Consider the following 19,329-nt stretch of genomic DNA (forward strand, 5'->3'; position numbering starts at 1 on the left):
CTACAGTGAGATATTGTGCAAAAACTTAAATTAAACTTCAATAATACATTCCGAAAAGAACTTAGCGCAGATCCGATTGTAGAAAGCTATCCACGACAAGTTCAGCACGCAGCCTATTCAGAAGCTATGCCAATTAAAGTACAACAACCTAAAACCATAATTGTGGCTAGTGAAGTTGCACAGATGTTTAATTTTACTGAAGAATTTATTAGCTCAGACGATTTTGCACAAATATTTACGGGTAATAAATTAATTGAAGGCATGCAACCATATGCTATGTGTTATGGCGGTTTCCAGTTTGGTAATTGGGCAGGACAATTAGGTGATGGTCGAGCGATTAATTTGGGAGAAGTTATAACTGATAAACACGGTTCTCAAACTCTTCAATTAAAAGGTGCAGGTCCAACACCTTATTCAAGAACAGCAGATGGTTGTGCAGTTTTGCGTTCTTCGGTAAGAGAGTTTTTGTGCTCTGAAGCTATGTATCATTTAGGTGTACCAACAACACGAGCATTAAGTTTATGCTTAACTGGCGAACATATTATTAGAGATATTATGTATAACGGAAATGCAGCTCCAGAATTAGGCGCTGTTGTTTGTCGTGTATCCTCATCATTCATGAGATTTGGCTCTATTCAATTACCCGCAATGCGCAGAGATCTAAAGCTATTAACTCAAATGGTGAATTACAGCATTACTCACGACTTCCCTCACCTACTACCACAAAATGGCAAAGGAAGTGATACTGAAAGTAAAGCGGCATTGATCAGCAAAGAAACTTACTTAGCTTGGTTTAACGAAATTTGTGAGACAACAAGCGACCTTATTATTCATTGGATGCGAGTAGGCTTTGTTCATGGTGTTATGAACACAGACAACATGTCGATTATTGGTGAAACAATCGACTTTGGACCTTACGGTTGGATTGATAATTTTGATTTAGGATGGACACCGAATACTACCGACAGTCAAAATAAACGTTATCGTTTTGGCGGGCAATCAGTTATCAGCTTATGGAATTTGTGCCAATTAGCTAACTCACTGGTACCATTAATTGGCAGTGTTGAAGAGTTACAAGCTAAAGTTGAAAGTTATACCAAAATGTATGAACAAAAGTGGCATAAAATGATGATGAGCAAGCTTGGCTTAACTGCTAACTTAGCTGATGAGAAAGAAGAAACTTTACTCGCTAAAAACCTTGAAGTGCTGCTTGAAGAAGCTGAAACAGACATGACTATTTTCTTCCGCTTGTTAGCTACCTTTGACTTTAGTGAAAACGAAATGAATTCGACTCAAATATCAAAAATATTAATTCAACATTTTAAACCTTGTTATTACAACCTTGAACAACTAGATGATGCTTATATAGAAAAGCTAACTCTATGGATGAGTAAATATCATGAAAGATTTACCCTTGAAACATATAACGACTCAGATCGTGCCTTAAAAATGAATAAGGTAAATCCTAAATACGTATTAAGAAATTATTTATCTCAACAAGCTATAGATAAAGCTGAAAATGGCGACTTTAGCGAAATACATCGTTTACATGAATTACTTAAAAACCCTTACGATGAACAAAAAAAATATGATAAATATGCGGCTAAACGCCCGGATTGGGCTAAAAACAAAGTTGGTTGCTCAATGTTGTCGTGCAGTTCATAAAAATTTAGTAAATATTACTCATAAAAGTCATACAGGCTTTCTGGTTAATAACTTAACAGCTTAATAACTGAGAAAAATGATTCATTAATTAAGATGAATCGATTTTTTTTATAATTAAAACTTAGCGAGCTCAATGCTCTGCTCTAATGGAATATCAGCGTACTTCTGTTCACGTAAACTATGAATAAACTTTAAAGTTTTAAATGCATCGAACCAAACATGTAACTGCTTATTAAATTGGGTTTGATTATTATTTTTTTGTTTACTAACAAAACCATCAAGCTTAGCTTCTAATAAAGCTTGCTGAGTTTCTGTAGATAGCTCACTCAACCACGATTCAAAAATTAACCTGTGTTCCCACAAAGAATTAAAATGTACTAAACAAGTTTTTAATTCTGCAAAAATTTGAGGATGATAATAACAATAAGCTTGGTTATTAATTTTTAACTGCAAAATATTAGCCACTGAAGGTCCCGTACCAAATGGAACACGATCTGATGTTCTAGCATCAATTTTAACAAGGGTATCTTTTAAAAACTCAACCTTGCCTAATTTAGCCAATTTATTTAATAAATAAAAATCTTCACCTGCACTACGTTTAGGGAATCCACGTACCATTGCATAATCTTTAGCTTTAAAAGCAATAACACTACCTATAGTAAAGAAATTATATTGTGAACCAGCAAATGTTAACCCCTTAACATAATACCTAAGTGCGGTTTCGTACAAACTGTTAGCAGTATGAATATCTAGATCATCACTCACATGAGTAAAGTTATAACTCACGGCAGAAATATTTTTAGTTTGGTTTAAAGATTGAGTAGCAAGAAAATAATCATTGGGTAAATGAGAATCGGCATCTGTCGAATGGATCCATTCAGATTTGATGATATTTTCACTTTTTAACAATAGTGCAAGATCAGATCCTATTTTACGTGCAAGACCAACACCATGATCAACGGCTAACGGTTGAGTAAAAGCATCAATAATTAAAAAAGAACTCGATTTATTTGTAGAAATTAACTCTAAGCTTTCATGTTTAAATTCAGAGTTGCCTGAATTTTTAATAAAATCAGCTAAAGATTGTTGCAAGTTATTATCTTCATCACTATCAGGCTGATTAATTACAATAATAAATAAAACGTTTTGCTCTATTAAAGGTGATGATAAAAGACGTTCAATAAAGTCAGGTGATTCTTTATAAGCAGGAATAACAACAACATGTTCAAAAGTTAAAGGTTTAGTTATTGAATCGGTTAAGAGCAGAGTTAAATAATTAACGAGCCGAGTTCCACATTCAACAATGTGCTGCTCAGCATATTGCTCTAAATATTTAGATATATTTTTCATTCAATTAGATCATTCTATTATTGTTATTACAAAGCATATTGATGTTCAACAAAGATTATAACGTGCTTGATGTCTTTTATAGAGTTTAATAAGAAGCTAAATAGAAATAAATGATAGAAGTATAAGTTAAATCGAAGTGAGAATTAAATTGAAGTTTTATTCTGATTAGATGAAAAAGAGATTTAAAAATAAAAAATGGTACCCGGAGCCGGACTTGAACCGGCACGCTTTTCGGCGAGGGATTTTAAATCCCTTGTGTCTACCAATTCCACCACCCGGGCATCGAGAGATTATTTTTTATAGTAGAGATTGGTTCCCTACTTAATTATTTCGAAAATAAAGATAAATTCAAAATAATAAAATTGTAATTTGGAATGAAGATAATATTTAGTAAAACTTAATGGTACCCGGAGCCGGACTTGAACCGGCACGCTTTTCGGCGAGGGATTTTAAATCCCTTGTGTCTACCAATTCCACCACCCGGGCATCGAGATAAGTATTTTTTATAGTAGATATTGGTTACCTACTTAAACATCAAAATTATTCTTTGAAAAATTGGAGCGGCTAACGAGACTCGAACTCGTGACATTCACGTTGGCAACGTGATGCTCTACCAACTGAGCTACAGCCGCTTCATTTCGTAAGTAAACTTACTATTTTAATAAAAGATTGGAGCGGCTAACGAGACTCGAACTCGTGACATTCACGTTGGCAACGTGATGCTCTACCAACTGAGCTACAGCCGCGCATCTATCTTTTACTTTATACCACCTACATACGCTAATATGTAGTCACTTTTCTAAAACCCAACCTGCAATAATGAAATGGTACCCGGAGCCGGACTTGAACCGGCACGCTTTTCGGCGAGGGATTTTAAATCCCTTGTGTCTACCAATTCCACCACCCGGGCATTATGGAGGCGGGTCCCGGAGTCGAACCGAGGTCCACGGATTTGCAATCCGCTGCATAGCCATTCTGCCAACCCGCCAAATCATTCACTACGAGTTGAGTAGTATTCCCTAGAATCCTCAATAAAGAGAAATTGGAGCGGCTAACGAGACTCGAACTCGTGACATTCACGTTGGCAACGTGATGCTCTACCAACTGAGCTACAGCCGCTTCATCTGCTGACTCCCTGTCAACTGGAAACGCATTTTACATTGATATTATTGTGAGTCAACACTTTAATTTCAATTTTATTTCAAGTGCTTAAAAAGCAGCTTATATGGTGTTTTTTTAGCTAATTACCTGCAATACTTGGTTATTATTTAGCTTTTAGCTCTGGCCAAGCAGCTTTAAAATAAGTCCACATTGAGGTAAAAGTTAAAATTGTCGCAATAAAATAGAAAGAATAAGTAAGAAACATAAAAAATTCTTGCGGAATATTAAAGAAAATAAATGGTATATCATAAGTCGGTTGCCAAATAAGTCCCATAATGCCTAACATTTGAGCAGCAGTTTTATATTTGCCCGAATTAGAAACTGCAACTTCTTCTCTTTTTCCTCTTGAAGACATAAATTCACGCAAGGCACTTATAAATATTTCACGAGAAATCATTAATGCGGCAGGTATAGTGATATACCACACGCCATAATTTTCAATTAACATGGCTAATGCACAAACCACCATGAGTTTATCTGCCACTGGATCAATAAATGCTCCAAAAGCCGATGATTGATTTAACTTACGTGCTAAATATCCATCTACTGCATCACTTACAGCAGCAAACCAAAAAACAACAAAAGCACCAAAGTGATTCCATGATATTGGAAGATAAAAAACTAAAACAAAGACAGGAATTAAAACAATTCTAAAAAGGGTAACTTGATTCGGGATAGTCCACATAATCTACTTAATTTTACAGCGCTTGATTAATAGTTATTTTACACAGATTAATGATTAATTGTCATGTAACGCATCATAAATATTTTGCGCTAGTACATCACTAATCCCAGGAACTTTAGTTAAAGTTTTAACATCGGCTGCAAGAACCTCTTGCATACCGCCTAAATACTTTAATAAAGCTTGGCGTTTTTTAGCGCCTATGCCTTCAATTGATTCCAGGGCTGACTTTTTACTTACCTTTTGACGTTTAGCTCTATGACCCGCTATAGCGAATCGATGAGACTCATCACGAATATGCTGAACCAAATGTAAAGCAGGAGAAGTAGCAGGTAACGAAATTAGCTGATGGCTACCAGCAAGAATTAACGTTTCTAAACCAGGTTTACGCGACTCCCCTTTTGCCACGCCCACAAGTAAGGGCGTTTTTTCTAACTTTAATTCAGCGAAATATTCTTCTGCTTTAGCTAACTGCCCTTTACCACCATCAATAAAAACAATATCAGGCATTTTTTCTAAACTTGCATTGGTATAACGTTTATTTAGAGCGAAAGCCATAGCGGCATAATCATCACCGGGTGTAATACCATGGACGTTATATCTTCTGTAATCGCTTTTGAGCGGTCCATTTTGATCGAACACAACATTAGAAGCGACAGTCTGTTGTCCCATTGTATGGCTAATATCAAAGCACTCCATGCGGTTTATACCACCTGTTAACTCAAATACTTCGTTCAATGCAGAAAAACGCGCTTGAATAGATTCTTTTTCGCTATTTTTAGTTAATAAAGCATTCTGTGCATTGGTTTGCGCCAACTTTAAATATTGGGTACGTTCAGATCTCACGTTATGTGAAATTTTAACATCGCTCTCTGCCTGCTTGCTTAACAAATGCTTAAGCTCTTTCACAGATTCAATAGCCGTAGGAATAACAATTTCTTTTGGGATACGCGCGGCTTTAAGATCATCACCCAAATAATGTTGACTGATAAATGCTTCAATAATCTCGCTATCATCTGTATCTGCAGGAACCGTAGGAAAATAGCTTTTACTACCTAAGATTTTTTGATCACGAATAAATAAAATATGAACACAAGCTAAACTTCTAATTCGATGCAAACCAACAACATCCAACTCAGCCGCTAACCCACTGACGTACTGTTGCTGTTGTACTTTTCTTAATGTAGAAATTTGATCTCGGTATTTAGCCGCCTTTTCAAACTCTAATTGTTGGCTCATTGTTTCCATTTTAGTGACAAGCTCTTTGATTACATCAGAGTTCTTGCCTCTTAAAAACAATTTAGCCAACTTTACTTGATCTGAATAATCATCTTTCGATATTTTATCTACACAAGGAGCTGAACAACGTCCTAGTTGATGTTGTAAACAAGGCCTTGTGCGTGCACGATAATAACTATCTTCACATTGGCGTAAAGGAAAAAGCTTCTGCATTAATCTTAAGCTTTCCCAAACAGCACCAACCGTTGGGTAAGGGCCAAAATACTCACCTTTTACTTTTCTACCGCCGCGATGCAAACCTAACTTAGGATGCTTGTGATCGGTTATCAGCAAATAAGGGTAAGACTTATCGTCTCTTAATAGAATGTTATATTTTGGTTGGTATTTCTTAATATAGTTATTTTCAAGAATTAACGCTTCGCCTTCAGTATGAGTAACCGTTACATCAATAACACTGATACGACTCACTAAGGCTTTGGTTTTATTGCTACCAACATCTTTACGAAAGTAACTCGACAATCTTTTTTTAAGATTTTTCGCTTTACCAACATAAATAATTGTTTGGTCTTGATCATACATCCTATAAACGCCAGCTTGTTCGCTAACATTAGACAAAAAGGACTTATGATCAAAACTAGAGATTTGAGGTGGATTTGTATCTGACAATTTTATAACTTTTCGGTTTGTAGCATTCCGTGTCTTATCGCTAAATGCGTAAGCTCTACATCATTACTCACATTAAGTTTTTCGAACATGCGGTATCTATAGCTGTTAATAGTTTTACTGCTCAGCATAAGTCGTTCAGATATATCTGGCACCTTTTCGCCGCGCGTTATCATTAACATGATTTGTAACTCTCTCTCAGATAATAAATTAAAAGGATTTTCATCTGGAGACTTAGATTGGTTTAACGCCATTTGCTGAGCGATATCTAATGAGATATAACGCTGGCCACTATTTACAGCACGTATTGCGATAACCATCTCATTCGGACACGTACTTTTAGTTAAATAACCTGACGCACCAATTTGCATAACTTTTGTTGGAATAGTCGCTTCGGTGTATACCGTTAAAACGATTATTTTAATATCTGGAGCATATCGAATAAGTTTCTTGGTCGCTTCTAAGCCGCCCATACCTGGCATTTGCATATCCATCAAAATAACATCAGGCTCAGTTTTACGACAAAACTTTATGGCTTCTTCGCCTGTTGCAGCTTCGCCAATAACTTTTATGCCTTTCACTTCATCGAGAATTTTACGGATACCCGTTCTTACCAACTCATGATCATCAACCAATAAAACATTAATCAACGCAATACACCTCAACCTAAATTAGGTTATAAACGCCCTATTAATAAAAATATAAATAAGGAAAATTGAAAACACTATACATATTACTTATAAAAAAGGTTATGTATTTTAATATTATTTAATCACACAAATGTTATCTGTGTAATTCACATGCAAAACTTAAAGTTTGTTTTTTGTGAGCCAGCTATTTAATAAGCCTATTTGGCCGTTCTTATATGCGGCATAAGTTAAACGCACCGCATTACTCATAATAGTACTGTCAGACCATTGTGTCTGCTCTGCAATGAGTTGGTAACACTCTAGTGCTTCTTGCGATAGATAACCACGCATTTCACGCATACCTTTCTCTTTTTGTCGTTCACGGTATTTCTTTTGCTTTTCCGCGTTGGTCATTGCCTTTTTTTTAGTCACTTCCATATTATTTTAGCCTTAACAATTACGATAACTTCGCATTATGGTTACGCATAACTAAAAAAAACGCAATAAAAATGTATTATTTAACTGTTCAGAGTTGTTTAGTGTACAACTGTTCGCTAAAGTATCGCCTTTAAATTTAATAATGTAATCAAAAGTTGGGATCCAAAAATCATGGAACAAAAAAACGCTTATAGCAAAGAAGATTTAGTCAAAGCTGGTACAGGTGAAATGTTTGGCGAAGGTAACAGCCAATTACCATCTGACAACATGTTAATGATGGATCGCATTTTAAAAATAAATGAAGATGGCGGCGAGCACGGTAAAGGTGAAATTGTTGCTGAATTAGATATCAATCCTGACTTATGGTTTTTTGATTGTCATTTTAAAGGCGACCCAGTAATGCCTGGTTGTTTAGGCTTAGATGCTATGTGGCAATTAGTTGGTTTTTACCTTGCATGGTCTGGTGGACCAGGTAGAGGCAGAGCTTTAGGTGTAGGAGAAGTTAAATTTACGGGTCAAGTATTACCTACAGCTAAAAAAGTAACTTACACAATTACCTTCAAGCGCGTTATCAAGCGTAAATTATTTATGGGTATTGCTGACGGTACAGTTGCTGTAGACGGTAAAGTAATTTACACAGCTAAAGATTTAAAAGTAGGCTTATTCACAGATACTTCATCTTTCTAAAAAATCTAAAAACAAATACAAAAAAACACCAATTAAGGTGTTTTTTTTTGCTTTAAATTTTACTAAAAAAGTTACTTCAGTATATAAAGCTAAAGTAACTCTCTAGAAAAAACGCTTATTTAAATCTTCTTCTGAAACCGATAAGCAATAATACTAACGGAGTGAATAAACCAAAGCTTGCACCTTGTCGTTCTGTCACTTCTTCATCTGCAGAGCAGTCTTCAACTATGCCGTTAGGAATTGGTTGAAGTCTTACTGCTCTCACCACTTCTTCAGTAATAGGAGAACCATCTGTTTCGTCAATTAACTCATTACCAAAGTAATCACGAGCATTAATTCTAATTAACGCTGTTGCTGAAATTTCGTTATTGTCGTTGATACTCTGTGCATCAATAATCGTATATTCAGAATCACATGGTAAATAGCTATTTAAATCAATAAAGTTATCAGAACCAATATCGTAAATAAAACCATGGGTACGACGTGAACTACCATCTGTAGTAATATCAGTTTCTACTTCAGCAGAACCAACAACAAAACCATCTTCGTTAATTGATCTTGGAATAGTAGAACTACCTGTAAAAAACACATCAGGTAATACAGCTTCAATATTATCTAAGTTACTTACATCAGCATAATAGAAAACGCTACGAGTAGAACCACTAATAGTTTTACTTAAATAACCAACAGCAATATCATTATTGTTTATATCAGTTGCACGTGAACTAAAATAAGTTTCATGATCTGTATTGATATCAACAACTCTATTGTTGTTAAAAACTACAGCATACGTTGATCTTGTTTCAAACTCATCAGGTGTTTGTACATCATTGTCGAACCAACCATGAGAATAGCCTACAACAACACCTGAGTCGTTTATTGCTTGAGCAACACTTTGTAATTCACGGGTATCATCTTCATGAGGAGTTACTAAGTAACCCAATGTTTCTGAGTTTTCAATCTCACCACTGCTATTAATGGTCCATTTAAATGCTTCAGTAGAATACAGGTTATCTAAAGTTAAACCGTTATTCGTTAAAACAAGATCTAAACACACGTCAAATGGTAGTTCTTCTAACTGCTCTTCTGTTGAACAGTTTTCTTCAATAAATTCAACAGCATCCTCAGAAATACTAGTACTTGCGTAACCAATAGCAACACCACTTTCATTAATGTCTGATACAACAGAAACGCCACCGTAAGTAGACTCAGGTGCGATTAATGGGATAATCGTATTACCACGGTCAAGTGAATAGAAACCACGAGTACTGAACTCTCTTAACCAGTAGTTTACACTTGTATCATCACTAGTGTCTTCGGTGTCTTGGTCGTTAACAATTTCAACAGGTAGATAAGGGGCGCTTGCACTACCATAAATCCAACTGTTGTTAGTAATACCATTAACAAAATCGACTGTTGAACGTGTTAGTTCACTGCTAACCGTAGTAGGCTCACCATCAAAACCAGTATCAAAAATACTAAATTCTTCAGAAGCATCACCTGTATTAAGCAACGCAGCAACGTCACCATATTTTTGATAAGCAAGGTTTGAACTTAAGCTAATGATGTAACTTAATGCCCAAAAAGAATCATTTTCAGTAGGCGTACCCGCTCTTAAAGCTTCTTCATCTTCAATGTCATCATAAACCAACGTGAATTCGTGGCTTAAACTTGCAAGTGAAACAATACTGTCAAAGTCGTCTTCATCTAAGAACTCATATTGAACAGAAAAGTTGTAGGCCTGAGTGCCCGAGATCACCATTTCGCCTGAGTTATTTTCTTGTATAGCAAAAGTGTATTTGTGAGTGTCTGCGGCACCTTTATCGATTACTTCGTAAGAAGCAGCGTGAACGGTTGTGCCAACTAACGCACTACAAACACTTAATGCGAGTATTCTTTTTGCAAATTTTTTCATCAATAACTAACTCTCAATTTTGTATTACAATTCGTCTAACTGTTGCCATCTAGCATAAGTTACTTCGAGCTTGGACTCTGTTTCTTCAAGCTGGTTCAATATTTTTTTGGTGTGTACTTCATCATTACTGGTAAAGAAGTCAGATTGGTTAACTTGTTCTTGTAATGTTTCAATTAAATTTTCTAATTCTTCAATTTCTAAAGGCAGCGCTTCAAGCTCTTTAGCTTCTTTAAAAGATAGCTTTTTCTTCTCAGCTTTTTTAACCGGTTTAGCTGCACTGTTATCGTTTTTAGCCGTTTTAACTTTTGGATGATTGTCAGCCATTTTTTGGCGTTGTTCGTCTTTGTAAGCAATGTAACTATCTACATCATCATAACCACCAACGATTTGAGTAACATCCCCAGTACCGTCGAAATATAAACAGGTATTAACACAGTTATTTACGAAGTCGCGATCATGGCTCACTAAAATAACCGTTCCTGAATAATTTGCAACGACTTCTTCTAATAATTCAAGGGTTTCTATATCTAGATCGTTTGTTGGTTCATCTAAAATAAGTAAATTACTTGGACGTAAAAACAGACGAGCTAATAGTAAACGGTTTTTCTCACCACCTGATAAAGCTCTTACCGGGGTACGTGCACGTTTAGGACTGAATAAGAAATCTTGTAAGTAACCAAGTACATGACGAGTTTTGCCATTAACGGTAACTTCTTGCTTACCTTCAGCAACAGTATCTTGAACCGTTTTACTTAAATCAAGCGCTTCTCTGTGCTGGTCGAAATAAGCTACGTCTAGATTAACACCGCTGCGCATTGTGCCTGATGTAGGTTGAAGCTTCTCCATAATCAACTTAATTAACGTTGACTTACCTGTACCGTTAGCACCAATTAAAGCCAATCGATCGCCACGTATCATTAATAAATCTAAGGCATTGATAATAGTTTTATCACCAAAGGTCATGTTTAAGTTTTCACATTCAAATACTAACTTACCTGAACGATCACCATGAGTGATATTGATACCACCTTGGTTTTTAACTTCACGACGTTGCTCACGTTCCGCTCGAAGTTTCTCTAATGAACGCACACGACCTTCATTACGCGTTCTACGTGCTTTAACACCTTGGCGTATCCAAACTTCTTCTTCAGCTAATTTTTTATCGAATAAGGCATTTTGCTGCGCTTCAACTTGTAAATCGTGTTGCTTTTGCTCAATGTATTCGTCGTAATTACCTGGGTAACTAGTTAATTTACCACGGTCTAAATCTAAAATACGTGTCGCTAAACCACGGATAAACGCCCTATCATGACTAATAAATACAATAGTACCTTGGAAGTCTTTTAAGAATTGCTCAAGCCATAACACACTGCTGATATCTAAATGGTTAGTTGGCTCATCAAGTAACAAAACATCAGGTTCAATAACTAAAGCTTTTGCTAATGCTAACTTACGTAACCAACCACCTGATAAATCGTGTACCATTTTGTCAGCTTCAAGCTTTAACGTAGTAAGAGCTTTATCAATGCGTTGTTCGTCTTGCCAAGCATTAGCTTGATCTAATTTTTGCTGAACATCAGACAACTTGTTTAAGTTATCTTCTGATGGATCTTCACCAATCAAACTGATCAAATAATGATACTGTTTAATTAAGTCAGCATTTTCTTTAACGCCTTGAGCAACATAATCAAATACCGTCATGTCGCAAGACTCTGGTGGATCTTGCTCAAGCATGGCTAACTTAACGTTGTTAGACATAAGCAACTGACCATCGTCAAGGTTTTGCATGCCGTTTAAAATCTTTAATAATGATGACTTACCGGCACCATTTCTTCCCACTAAACAAACTCTTTCGCCTGTTTTAATGGTTAAATCTGCTTTATCTAAAATGCTGTCTTCGCCAAAGGCTAACTCACCTTGCGAGATACGAATTAATTCCATTGATTTATTTCAACTCTAATTTATGTAATCTGTGTTTATGCAAATTTTGCTTAAGTTAACTGGCTAATTTCTGCTTGAGTAAATGGCCAAAATAACTTCTCAGCGCTGCTTATGCTTTCAAGTACCGGAATACTAATACCGTATAATTCAACTAATTTATCATCTTCAACAATATCAATAATGTTGACTTCACTTAAAGGTTTAACCTTTGTAAAAAGGGCTAACGCGTCTTCGCATAGATGACAGCCTTCACTGCTGTATAAGTTGTATTTTATTGTCATAATCTTTCTATTCGTTCTACATGTAATTAACTTATTGCTAAGTTGATTAACCTCAGCTTGGGTTAAGCTATTTTACTCAATAATGCTATTTAAGCGCCTATCTACGTTATTTTTACGCCCAATAGCCAGCTATTGGTTTATAAAAATGCCTTGATAATCACATAAATTTCATGATTGAGAGAGAATTAAGGCCTTTTATGTTCTTAATCTTGATAAAGCTAAAAGATACTTTAATAAATCAATGAGTTATTAAATCCATTAACCAGAGTTGAGGTTAATTAGTTTAAATTTTTGTGATCAACCAACTGTTATGAATATGCTTGTTACGTAAAAAATCTTTATCGCGTGTTTGCTCTGTTATAGCTTGTGCTTTTACGCCCAAGAGCTCCATCGCTTCAAAGTCCATCTTAAAGTTACGCTTATTGTTGGTAAAAATAAGTTCGCCACCCTCAGCTAAAGAATTCAAACCGTCAGTAATTAGTGCAACATGATCACTTTGCACATCAAAGCTGTCTTCCATTCTTTTAGAATTTGAAAACGTTGGCGGGTCAATAAAAACAACATCAAATTTTTGTTTATTATTTTTAAGCCACTGCAAACAATCTGCTTGTACAAACTGATACTTATGACCAGATAACTTATTCAAGGTAAAGTTGTCTTGCGCCCAATCTAAGTAGGTTTTAGACATATCAACAGTTGTGACTTCGCTCGCGCCATGTAAAGCTGCTTGCAAAGAAACAGAACCTGTATAAGCGAAAAGGTTAAGTAGGGTTTTATTCTTAGCTTTTTGCGCAACGATTTGACGCGTTTTACGGTGATCTAAAAATAAACCTGTATCTAAATAATCCCACAAGTTAACTTTTAATTTAGCGCCATATTCCGTTACTACGATAGATTGCTGACTCTTATCTACCTTCTCGTACTGATTTTTACCTTTTTGCTTAGCACGTGTTTTTAACACTACTTGGCTAGTTGGTATATTCAAAACTTTAGGAGTGAAGTAGATAACTTCTTGTAAACGTTTTGCCGCTTTTTCTTCATCAATTGTTGATGGTGCTGCATATTCATGAATAACAACATATTCATTATAAATGTCTACAGCAACGTTATATTCTGGAATATCAGCATCGTATAAACGGTAACATTCAATTTGTTCTTTTTTGAGCCAGTTTTTCAAGCCTTTTTTATTTTTAACTAAGCGGTTAGCAAAGGCTGAATCTTTTTGGTCAAAATCGCTGTTAGGATTACTTGCATCTTTGTCAGCTTGTTTAGCATCAATGTTATAAAGAGCTAATTGACAATCTAATGGACCATTTTTAAATTTATAACGCTTAAATGTCGCTAACTTAAGCATGCTTAACAACTCAACATTCGCTGTTAAAATAACAACACGCCAATTTAAGAATTGTGATTTAAGTTTTTTACCAAACAAAGCAAAGTTTTCAACTAACTCTGGCAACTCACCAATACGAACACCGTAAGGCGGGTTGAATAGAATTGTACCTTCTTTACCAAAGGTGTTATTTAGGTTGTTAGAGTCTTTACATGAAAAGTCGATACATTGCTGAAGCTTAGCCATTCGCGCATTTTGTTGTGCGGTATGAATAACACGGCTATCAATATCGTTACCAAACACTTTTACCTTAACATTAGCTAAGCCAGTGTTTGTAGCTTCAACAGCTTTATCAAAAACATTTTCCCAAACAGCAGGACTATGACTCAACCAGTTCTCAAAGCCCCACTTCACTCTATCAATGGACGGTGCGGCACCAGCAGCCATAGAAACAGCTTCTATTAAAATAGTACCTGAACCACACATAGGATCTAATAAAGGCTTAGTTGTATCAGCCAACCAACCTGAACGTTGAATAATGGCTGCAGCTAAGTTTTCTTTCAACGGAGCAGCACCACTATTTTGACGATAACCACGCTGGAATAAACCACGACCTGAAAAGTCTAGGTAAATAGCGATACTGTTTCTTAACAAACGCGCTTGGAAGCTAATGTCAGGGTCAGACTTTTGTACGGTAGGACGCTCTAAATCGTTATCTCTGAAATGATCAACAATCGCATCTTTAATGGTTAAACCACCAAATTGGGTATTTCGAATTTCTTCACTCTGGCCAACAAAATCAACAGAAAATGTTTTTTTGTTTGAAAATACTTCAGACCAATTGATCAAAGACGCCGCTTTAAACAACTCATCTTTATTGTTTGCATCACCCTCACCTAGCTTTAATAGCACCCTAGAAGATAAACGCGTCCACAAACTAATGCGGTAGCCAATCTCAAGGCTTGCTGAAAAATAAACACCTTCAGGTTTTTGAACGACAGATTCACCACCAAGTTTTTTAACTTCTTCAAAAAGTAAAACTTCGATACCAGGAGATGTTAGAGCTAAGAATTGATACATAAAGGGTTTCCAGAGTAATTAATGGCGCGATTATAAACAAGAACCGTCAGTACTTAAACCTATTAACTCTTAATAGACGATAATTAACGAATAATATTAGTCTCTAGGTTAATTAAATGTGTAACTAATCATTATTTGGGATTTTTATTTAGAGAAAGGTTTGTTGCTAAGATTGCTCTAAATACCTGAAAACACCAAATTGTGCATTTAAAAACCGTAAAGTGCTCGATAAACTTGCACCATTCAATATTTATCAAGTTAAACAATAAAAGCAGTTGCAAAGTATAACCACACTCCTTATGATGCACCTCATTCAAGCAGAGGTAACTTTGCAGAATATTCTTTTAGAGAGAATTAAAACTTCTAAGGCTTGTTTAAGTGTTCACTTAAACCATTCGGACGCGGGATGGAGCAGCCTGGTAGCTCGTCGGGCTCATAACCCGAAGGTCGTCAGTTCAAATCTGGCTCCCGCAACCAATTCAAAATACTCAAAAATACCATTAGCACCATTAACGACCTAGTCGTCAGTTCCCTCTTTACAAAGTCAGGGCTCCGACAACCAATCTAATTTTCAAGTTTAACTAATAACTTTCATAACTCTGGTCGTCAGTTCATTCTTTATAAGTTCAGGGCTCCCGCAACCAATCTATAAAAAATCAAATGTTTGAAAAGACCTTACCAACGAATTACACTAATTTCACCAATTATTGAAAGATAAAAATAATTTACCACAGAGGCGCTTCGCTTTAAGAGGCAGGTCAAGAGCTAAACCTTATTCTTTGTTCTTTGGGGTTGATCTTTTAATTAGAGGAATTCGCGTAATTATCTAAAGAGACGTTTATCAACGAATTCCACGAATTTCTTAAACCTATAAAACTCTTTCTTTATTAATATTTACTCTGTGTAGGACGAAGTCCCTCCGTGTTCTCTGTGGTTGATCTTTTAATTAGATCAATTGTTGTAATTAGTTGATGAGATATTTACCAACGAATTACCCTAATTTCACGAATTATTTAAAACACTAAAAACCCTTCCTCTATGGTTTATCTTTTAATTAGAGTAATTGGCGTAAGTAGTTGACAGTTTTTTTATTGGAAGACAAAGCAATTAACCACCGAGAGCACAGAGTTGTGCTTCGCACACACCGAGAAGTTCAAAACACTATTTACTAAAGGCCTAATCAACGAATTTTTTAAAGTAATAAATCTTTTCTCGGTGCAGGACGAAGTACCTCGGTGTGCTCTGTGGTTGATCTTTTAATTAGAGCAATTGGTGTAATTAGCTGAAAAGATATTTACCAACGAATTACACGAATTGTTTAAAGCAATAAATCTTTCCTCTGTGAGGACGAAGTCCCTCGGTGCACTCTGTTGTTGATCTATTAATTTGGGTAATGAGCTGACAGTTTTATATTGAAAAAAAACAAAAAGCCGTTTTAACAACATTGTGTTAAAGCGGCTTTTCAATACGATAAAGCTTAATAACTTATCTAAATAAGTTTATACCTATAGAATAAACCTAAAGCTAAGCTCTTGTGTTAAGTACCGGAATACTTACACTTAAATCGTTATAACAAACATGGTCTGTTACTAAAATAACAACATCAGCCCATGCTTCCATTTCAGCTAACGTTTCAACACGCTCACAATCCCAAGCAGGAACATAAGGGTCGTGGTATTTAGTTTCGATACCTTGAGACTTAAAGTGTTCTAAAATCGCATCTGCTGGAGTCTCACGACAATCATCAACGTTAGCTTTATAGGCAACACCTAAAATACCAATTTTAGTACCGTTAACAGATTTTAATAATTCAATCGCATCGTTAGCAACTATCACCGGACGTTGATCATTAATAGCACGAGACAAACGAACCAACTCACCCGACTTAGTGCTTTCAACTAAGAACCAAGGGTCAATTGGAATACAATGTCCGCCTACACCAGGGCCAGGAGTTAAAACGTTAACGCGCGGATGTCTGTTCGCTAAGCGAATAACTTCATACACATCAATGTTCAATTCTTTACTGATTTCAGCTAACTCATTGGCAAACGCTATGCTTACGTCACGAGAAGTGTTTTCAACTAACTTCACACATTCAGCAGTAGTTAAATCCGTTAAGAAAACCTCGCCTTTAACAAAGCTTTGGTACAAACGTTTAACTTTTTGTTGAGCTTCGCTGTTTGATGCACCAATAATTCGATCGTTATTCACTAATTCAAATAACGTTTCACCTGGAATAGCACGTTCAGGACAATGAACAACATTCACATTTACACCAGCATCAGCAAAACGTTTTTCAACTGCGATACTTGTTTGTGGTGAAATCGTTGACTCAACAATAACTGTTTGACCATCTTTAGCGACTTTAGCAACAGCATCAGCCGCAGCAAAAACATAGCTTCTGTCACAACTATTATCTTTATGTGGAGTAGGAACAGCAATTAAGTAAGTTTCGCTTGAAGGAATAGTTGTTGATGCTTTTAAGAAACCTTGAGCAACAACTTTCTTAATTAACTCAGGCATACCCACTTCATCAAACGGACATTCGCCACGATTAATTGAATCAACTTTGTCTTGGCTTAAATCAACACCCGTAACATGGTAACCCGCTTCAGCGATTAGGCTAGAAATAGGTAAACCCATATAACCCATACCAATTACAGCAATGGTTTCATTACGCGCTACAATCGTTTCAGATTCATCAACTTCTTTACCGGTAATAATATCAAGAATATATTCAGCAACATGACCGTCACCAAACGGGTTTTCCCAATGAAAATCACCCGCAGCTAACCATTTCTCAGCAGCAGCAATGGCTTTATCGCCATCACGGCCAACTAAAACGTTAGCGCCAACTTCAATAGACTCTGGACGCTCAGTGTTTTCACGTAAAGTAATACACGGAACACCTAATAAACACGCTTCTTCTTGAATACCACCAGAATCGGTTAAAATAAGTTTTGCATGCTTTTGTAATTGAATAAAATCTAAGTAACCAATAGGCGGAATAAGTTTTAAATAACTTGGTAACTCAATACTGAATTCTTTAAGCTTAGCTTGTGTACGAGGATGAATTGGCCACACAATCGTTTGTTGATACTTATCATGCAACTTATCAAATAGCGCTAATAGCTCTAATAAATTAGCAGATACATCAACGTTTGACGCTCTATGTGCTGTAACTAAAAAGAATTCTTTAGACTTAACATCTAACTCTTCTAATATTTTACTTTTCTCAGCAGACAGCTCTAAATGTTGAAATAAAGAATCTGATACCGTATTACCCACCTTGTGGATTTTAGCATGATCAATACCTTCTTTCTTCAGAATAGTTTCTTGATTAGGGCCAACCGCAAAAAGAAAATCACTAATGTGATCTGTCATAATACGGTTAGTTTCTTCAGGCATAGTTCGGTCATAACTACGTAAGCCCGCCTCAATGTGCCCTACTTTAATACCTAATTTAGAGGCGGCAAGCGCACCCGCTAAAACAGTATTAGTGTCGCCCTGTACCAGAACAACATCAGGTTTTTCATCAACTAAAATAGGTTCCATTTTAATCAGAATATTACCCGTTTGATTACTATGTAATCCTGAACCAACACCTAAATTATAGTGTGGTTTTGGTAACTCAAGTTCGTCAAAGAATATGCTATCCATTTCTTGAGAGTAATGCTGGTTAGAATGAATAATAAAATAAGGAATACCTCTATTTTTACATTCTCTAATAACCGGAGCCATTTTTATAATTTCAGGCCTAGTGCCTACTACAATACCTATTTTCATTAGTTTCACTTAAATTGTCAGGGGAAAACACTCAAACCAAAAAGTATTAATTAAATTAATATTAAGGGTTAATTTAGAAAACGCTACTTATCTTTATAGTAACTAGTTACAAAAGTTTTCCGAAGTCTCTTAATCTTAATATTAGACGGTAAATATAAAGCTTCTGCCAAAATGATAACAGAATTGATTTTTTTATTAAATAAAACAAAATCAATAATTAATAACAACACAAGTTCAAACAGCAAAGATGTTAAATATAAAAAAAGCACTGATAAATCGATATCAATGCTTTTGTATATGAACCTTGCTTTACATGTTTAAAACGTTACTTAGTTAACCAGTTTAGCCAAACAGTAAACAATATAGTTTGTAAACTAAATCGTCTTAACTTTCTCTAATACCTGAACAACCAATTGCTTAGCTTTTTCATCACTAGTCGATTCAGCATAACAACGTAACTCTGGCGCGTTGCCAGAAGG

General features: G+C 35.7%; 13 protein-coding genes and 8 tRNA genes. 3 read left to right on the plus strand and 18 right to left on the minus strand.

Going from position 1 to position 19,329, the window contains the following annotated elements; all coding sequences use genetic code 11:
* Positions 1-15 precede the first annotated feature (15 nt).
* Entirely contained in the window at positions 16-1,665 is a 1,650-nt protein-coding gene (locus Q5N69_RS15565) for a YdiU family protein (protein ID WP_304370012.1), read from the plus strand.
* 114 nt (positions 1,666-1,779) lie between these two features.
* Here Q5N69_RS15565 and Q5N69_RS15570 read toward each other — a convergent pair whose 3' ends face one another.
* The 12 genes from Q5N69_RS15570 to Q5N69_RS15625 form a co-directional block, all read right to left on the minus strand.
* Positions 1,780-3,015, minus strand: a complete 1,236-nt coding sequence (locus Q5N69_RS15570; RefSeq protein ID WP_304370013.1) for a hypothetical protein — start codon at positions 3,013-3,015, stop codon at positions 1,780-1,782.
* 196 nt (positions 3,016-3,211) lie between these two features.
* Positions 3,212-3,296: transfer RNA gene (locus tag Q5N69_RS15575), tRNA-Leu, on the minus strand.
* A gap of 120 nt (positions 3,297-3,416) precedes the next feature.
* Positions 3,417-3,501, minus strand: a tRNA-Leu gene (locus tag Q5N69_RS15580).
* A gap of 70 nt (positions 3,502-3,571) precedes the next feature.
* Positions 3,572-3,647 (minus strand) — tRNA-Gly (locus tag Q5N69_RS15585).
* A 38-nt stretch (positions 3,648-3,685) separates the two neighbouring features.
* A tRNA-Gly gene (locus Q5N69_RS15590) sits at positions 3,686-3,761 on the minus strand.
* Positions 3,762-3,840: 79 nt separating this feature from the next.
* Positions 3,841-3,925 (minus strand) — tRNA-Leu (locus tag Q5N69_RS15595).
* Between the two features lie 4 nt (positions 3,926-3,929).
* Positions 3,930-4,003: transfer RNA gene (locus Q5N69_RS15600), tRNA-Cys, on the minus strand.
* A 55-nt stretch (positions 4,004-4,058) separates the two neighbouring features.
* Positions 4,059-4,134, minus strand: a tRNA-Gly gene (locus tag Q5N69_RS15605).
* A 145-nt stretch (positions 4,135-4,279) separates the two neighbouring features.
* Positions 4,280-4,861: a CDP-diacylglycerol--glycerol-3-phosphate 3-phosphatidyltransferase gene (gene pgsA, locus Q5N69_RS15610; RefSeq protein WP_304370014.1), complete on the minus strand. Its 582-nt coding sequence runs from the start codon at positions 4,859-4,861 to the stop codon at positions 4,280-4,282.
* A 54-nt stretch (positions 4,862-4,915) separates the two neighbouring features.
* Complete coding sequence (gene uvrC / locus Q5N69_RS15615; RefSeq protein WP_304370025.1) at positions 4,916-6,739, minus strand: excinuclease ABC subunit UvrC; 1,824 nt, start codon at positions 6,737-6,739, stop codon at positions 4,916-4,918.
* Between the two features lie 26 nt (positions 6,740-6,765).
* A complete protein-coding gene (gene uvrY, locus Q5N69_RS15620) occupies positions 6,766-7,410 on the minus strand; it encodes a UvrY/SirA/GacA family response regulator transcription factor (RefSeq protein ID WP_304370015.1) in 645 nt (214 codons plus the stop codon).
* 159 nt (positions 7,411-7,569) lie between these two features.
* Positions 7,570-7,827: a hypothetical protein gene (locus tag Q5N69_RS15625; RefSeq protein ID WP_304370016.1), complete on the minus strand. Its 258-nt coding sequence runs from the start codon at positions 7,825-7,827 to the stop codon at positions 7,570-7,572.
* A 171-nt stretch (positions 7,828-7,998) separates the two neighbouring features.
* Between Q5N69_RS15625 and fabA the strand changes: the two genes are divergently transcribed.
* Complete coding sequence (fabA, locus tag Q5N69_RS15630) at positions 7,999-8,514, plus strand: bifunctional 3-hydroxydecanoyl-ACP dehydratase/trans-2-decenoyl-ACP isomerase (protein ID WP_304370017.1); 516 nt, start codon at positions 7,999-8,001, stop codon at positions 8,512-8,514.
* Positions 8,515-8,629: 115 nt separating this feature from the next.
* Here the strand turns inward: fabA and Q5N69_RS15635 are convergent, their stop codons facing one another.
* The 4 genes from Q5N69_RS15635 to rlmKL all read right to left on the minus strand — a co-directional run bounded on the left by Q5N69_RS15635 (position 8,630) and on the right by rlmKL (position 15,064).
* Positions 8,630-10,429 (minus strand): DUF3466 family protein, encoded by a 1,800-nt coding sequence (locus Q5N69_RS15635; protein WP_304370018.1) that lies wholly within the window; start codon positions 10,427-10,429, stop codon positions 8,630-8,632.
* A 24-nt stretch (positions 10,430-10,453) separates the two neighbouring features.
* A complete protein-coding gene (locus tag Q5N69_RS15640) occupies positions 10,454-12,370 on the minus strand; it encodes an ABC transporter ATP-binding protein (protein WP_304370019.1) in 1,917 nt (638 codons plus the stop codon).
* A 50-nt stretch (positions 12,371-12,420) separates the two neighbouring features.
* Positions 12,421-12,651: a glutaredoxin family protein gene (locus Q5N69_RS15645; RefSeq protein WP_304370020.1), complete on the minus strand. Its 231-nt coding sequence runs from the start codon at positions 12,649-12,651 to the stop codon at positions 12,421-12,423.
* 283 nt (positions 12,652-12,934) lie between these two features.
* A complete protein-coding gene (gene rlmKL / locus Q5N69_RS15650) occupies positions 12,935-15,064 on the minus strand; it encodes a bifunctional 23S rRNA (guanine(2069)-N(7))-methyltransferase RlmK/23S rRNA (guanine(2445)-N(2))-methyltransferase RlmL (RefSeq protein ID WP_304370021.1) in 2,130 nt (709 codons plus the stop codon).
* Between the two features lie 400 nt (positions 15,065-15,464).
* Between rlmKL and Q5N69_RS15655 the strand changes: the two genes are divergently transcribed.
* Positions 15,465-15,541, plus strand: a tRNA-Met gene (locus Q5N69_RS15655).
* 1,047 nt (positions 15,542-16,588) lie between these two features.
* Here the strand turns inward: Q5N69_RS15655 and wecB are convergent.
* Both wecB and Q5N69_RS15665 read right to left on the minus strand, forming a co-directional pair.
* Positions 16,589-18,850 carry a non-hydrolyzing UDP-N-acetylglucosamine 2-epimerase gene (gene wecB, locus Q5N69_RS15660; RefSeq protein WP_304370022.1) on the minus strand — a complete coding sequence of 754 codons (2,262 nt, stop codon included), beginning with the start codon at positions 18,848-18,850 and terminating at the stop codon, positions 16,589-16,591.
* A gap of 374 nt (positions 18,851-19,224) precedes the next feature.
* Positions 19,225-19,329 (minus strand): hypothetical protein (locus tag Q5N69_RS15665; RefSeq protein ID WP_304370026.1); only part of this gene is annotated, 105 nt, incomplete at its 5' end.

It is taken from the genome of Pseudocolwellia sp. AS88 (genome assembly GCF_030551755.1).
Taxonomy (GTDB): Bacteria; Pseudomonadota; Gammaproteobacteria; order Enterobacterales; family Alteromonadaceae; genus Pseudocolwellia.

Excerpts from the sequence above, each read along its gene's own strand:
- Q5N69_RS15570 (WP_304370013.1), bottom strand. The coding sequence starts at position 3,015 with ATGAAAAATATATCTAAATATTTAGAGCAATATGCTGAGCAGCACATT.
- pgsA (WP_304370014.1), bottom strand. The coding sequence starts at position 4,861 with ATGTGGACTATCCCGAATCAAGTTACCCTTTTTAGAATTGTTTTAATT.
- Q5N69_RS15625 (WP_304370016.1), bottom strand. The coding sequence starts at position 7,827 with ATGGAAGTGACTAAAAAAAAGGCAATGACCAACGCGGAAAAGCAAAAG.
- fabA (WP_304370017.1), top strand. The coding sequence starts at position 7,999 with ATGGAACAAAAAAACGCTTATAGCAAAGAAGATTTAGTCAAAGCTGGT.
- Q5N69_RS15635 (WP_304370018.1), bottom strand. The coding sequence starts at position 10,429 with ATGAAAAAATTTGCAAAAAGAATACTCGCATTAAGTGTTTGTAGTGCG.
- Q5N69_RS15640 (WP_304370019.1), bottom strand. The coding sequence starts at position 12,370 with ATGGAATTAATTCGTATCTCGCAAGGTGAGTTAGCCTTTGGCGAAGAC.
- Q5N69_RS15645 (WP_304370020.1), bottom strand. The coding sequence starts at position 12,651 with ATGACAATAAAATACAACTTATACAGCAGTGAAGGCTGTCATCTATGC.
- rlmKL (WP_304370021.1), bottom strand. The coding sequence starts at position 15,064 with ATGTATCAATTCTTAGCTCTAACATCTCCTGGTATCGAAGTTTTACTT.
- wecB (WP_304370022.1), bottom strand. The coding sequence starts at position 18,850 with ATGAAAATAGGTATTGTAGTAGGCACTAGGCCTGAAATTATAAAAATG.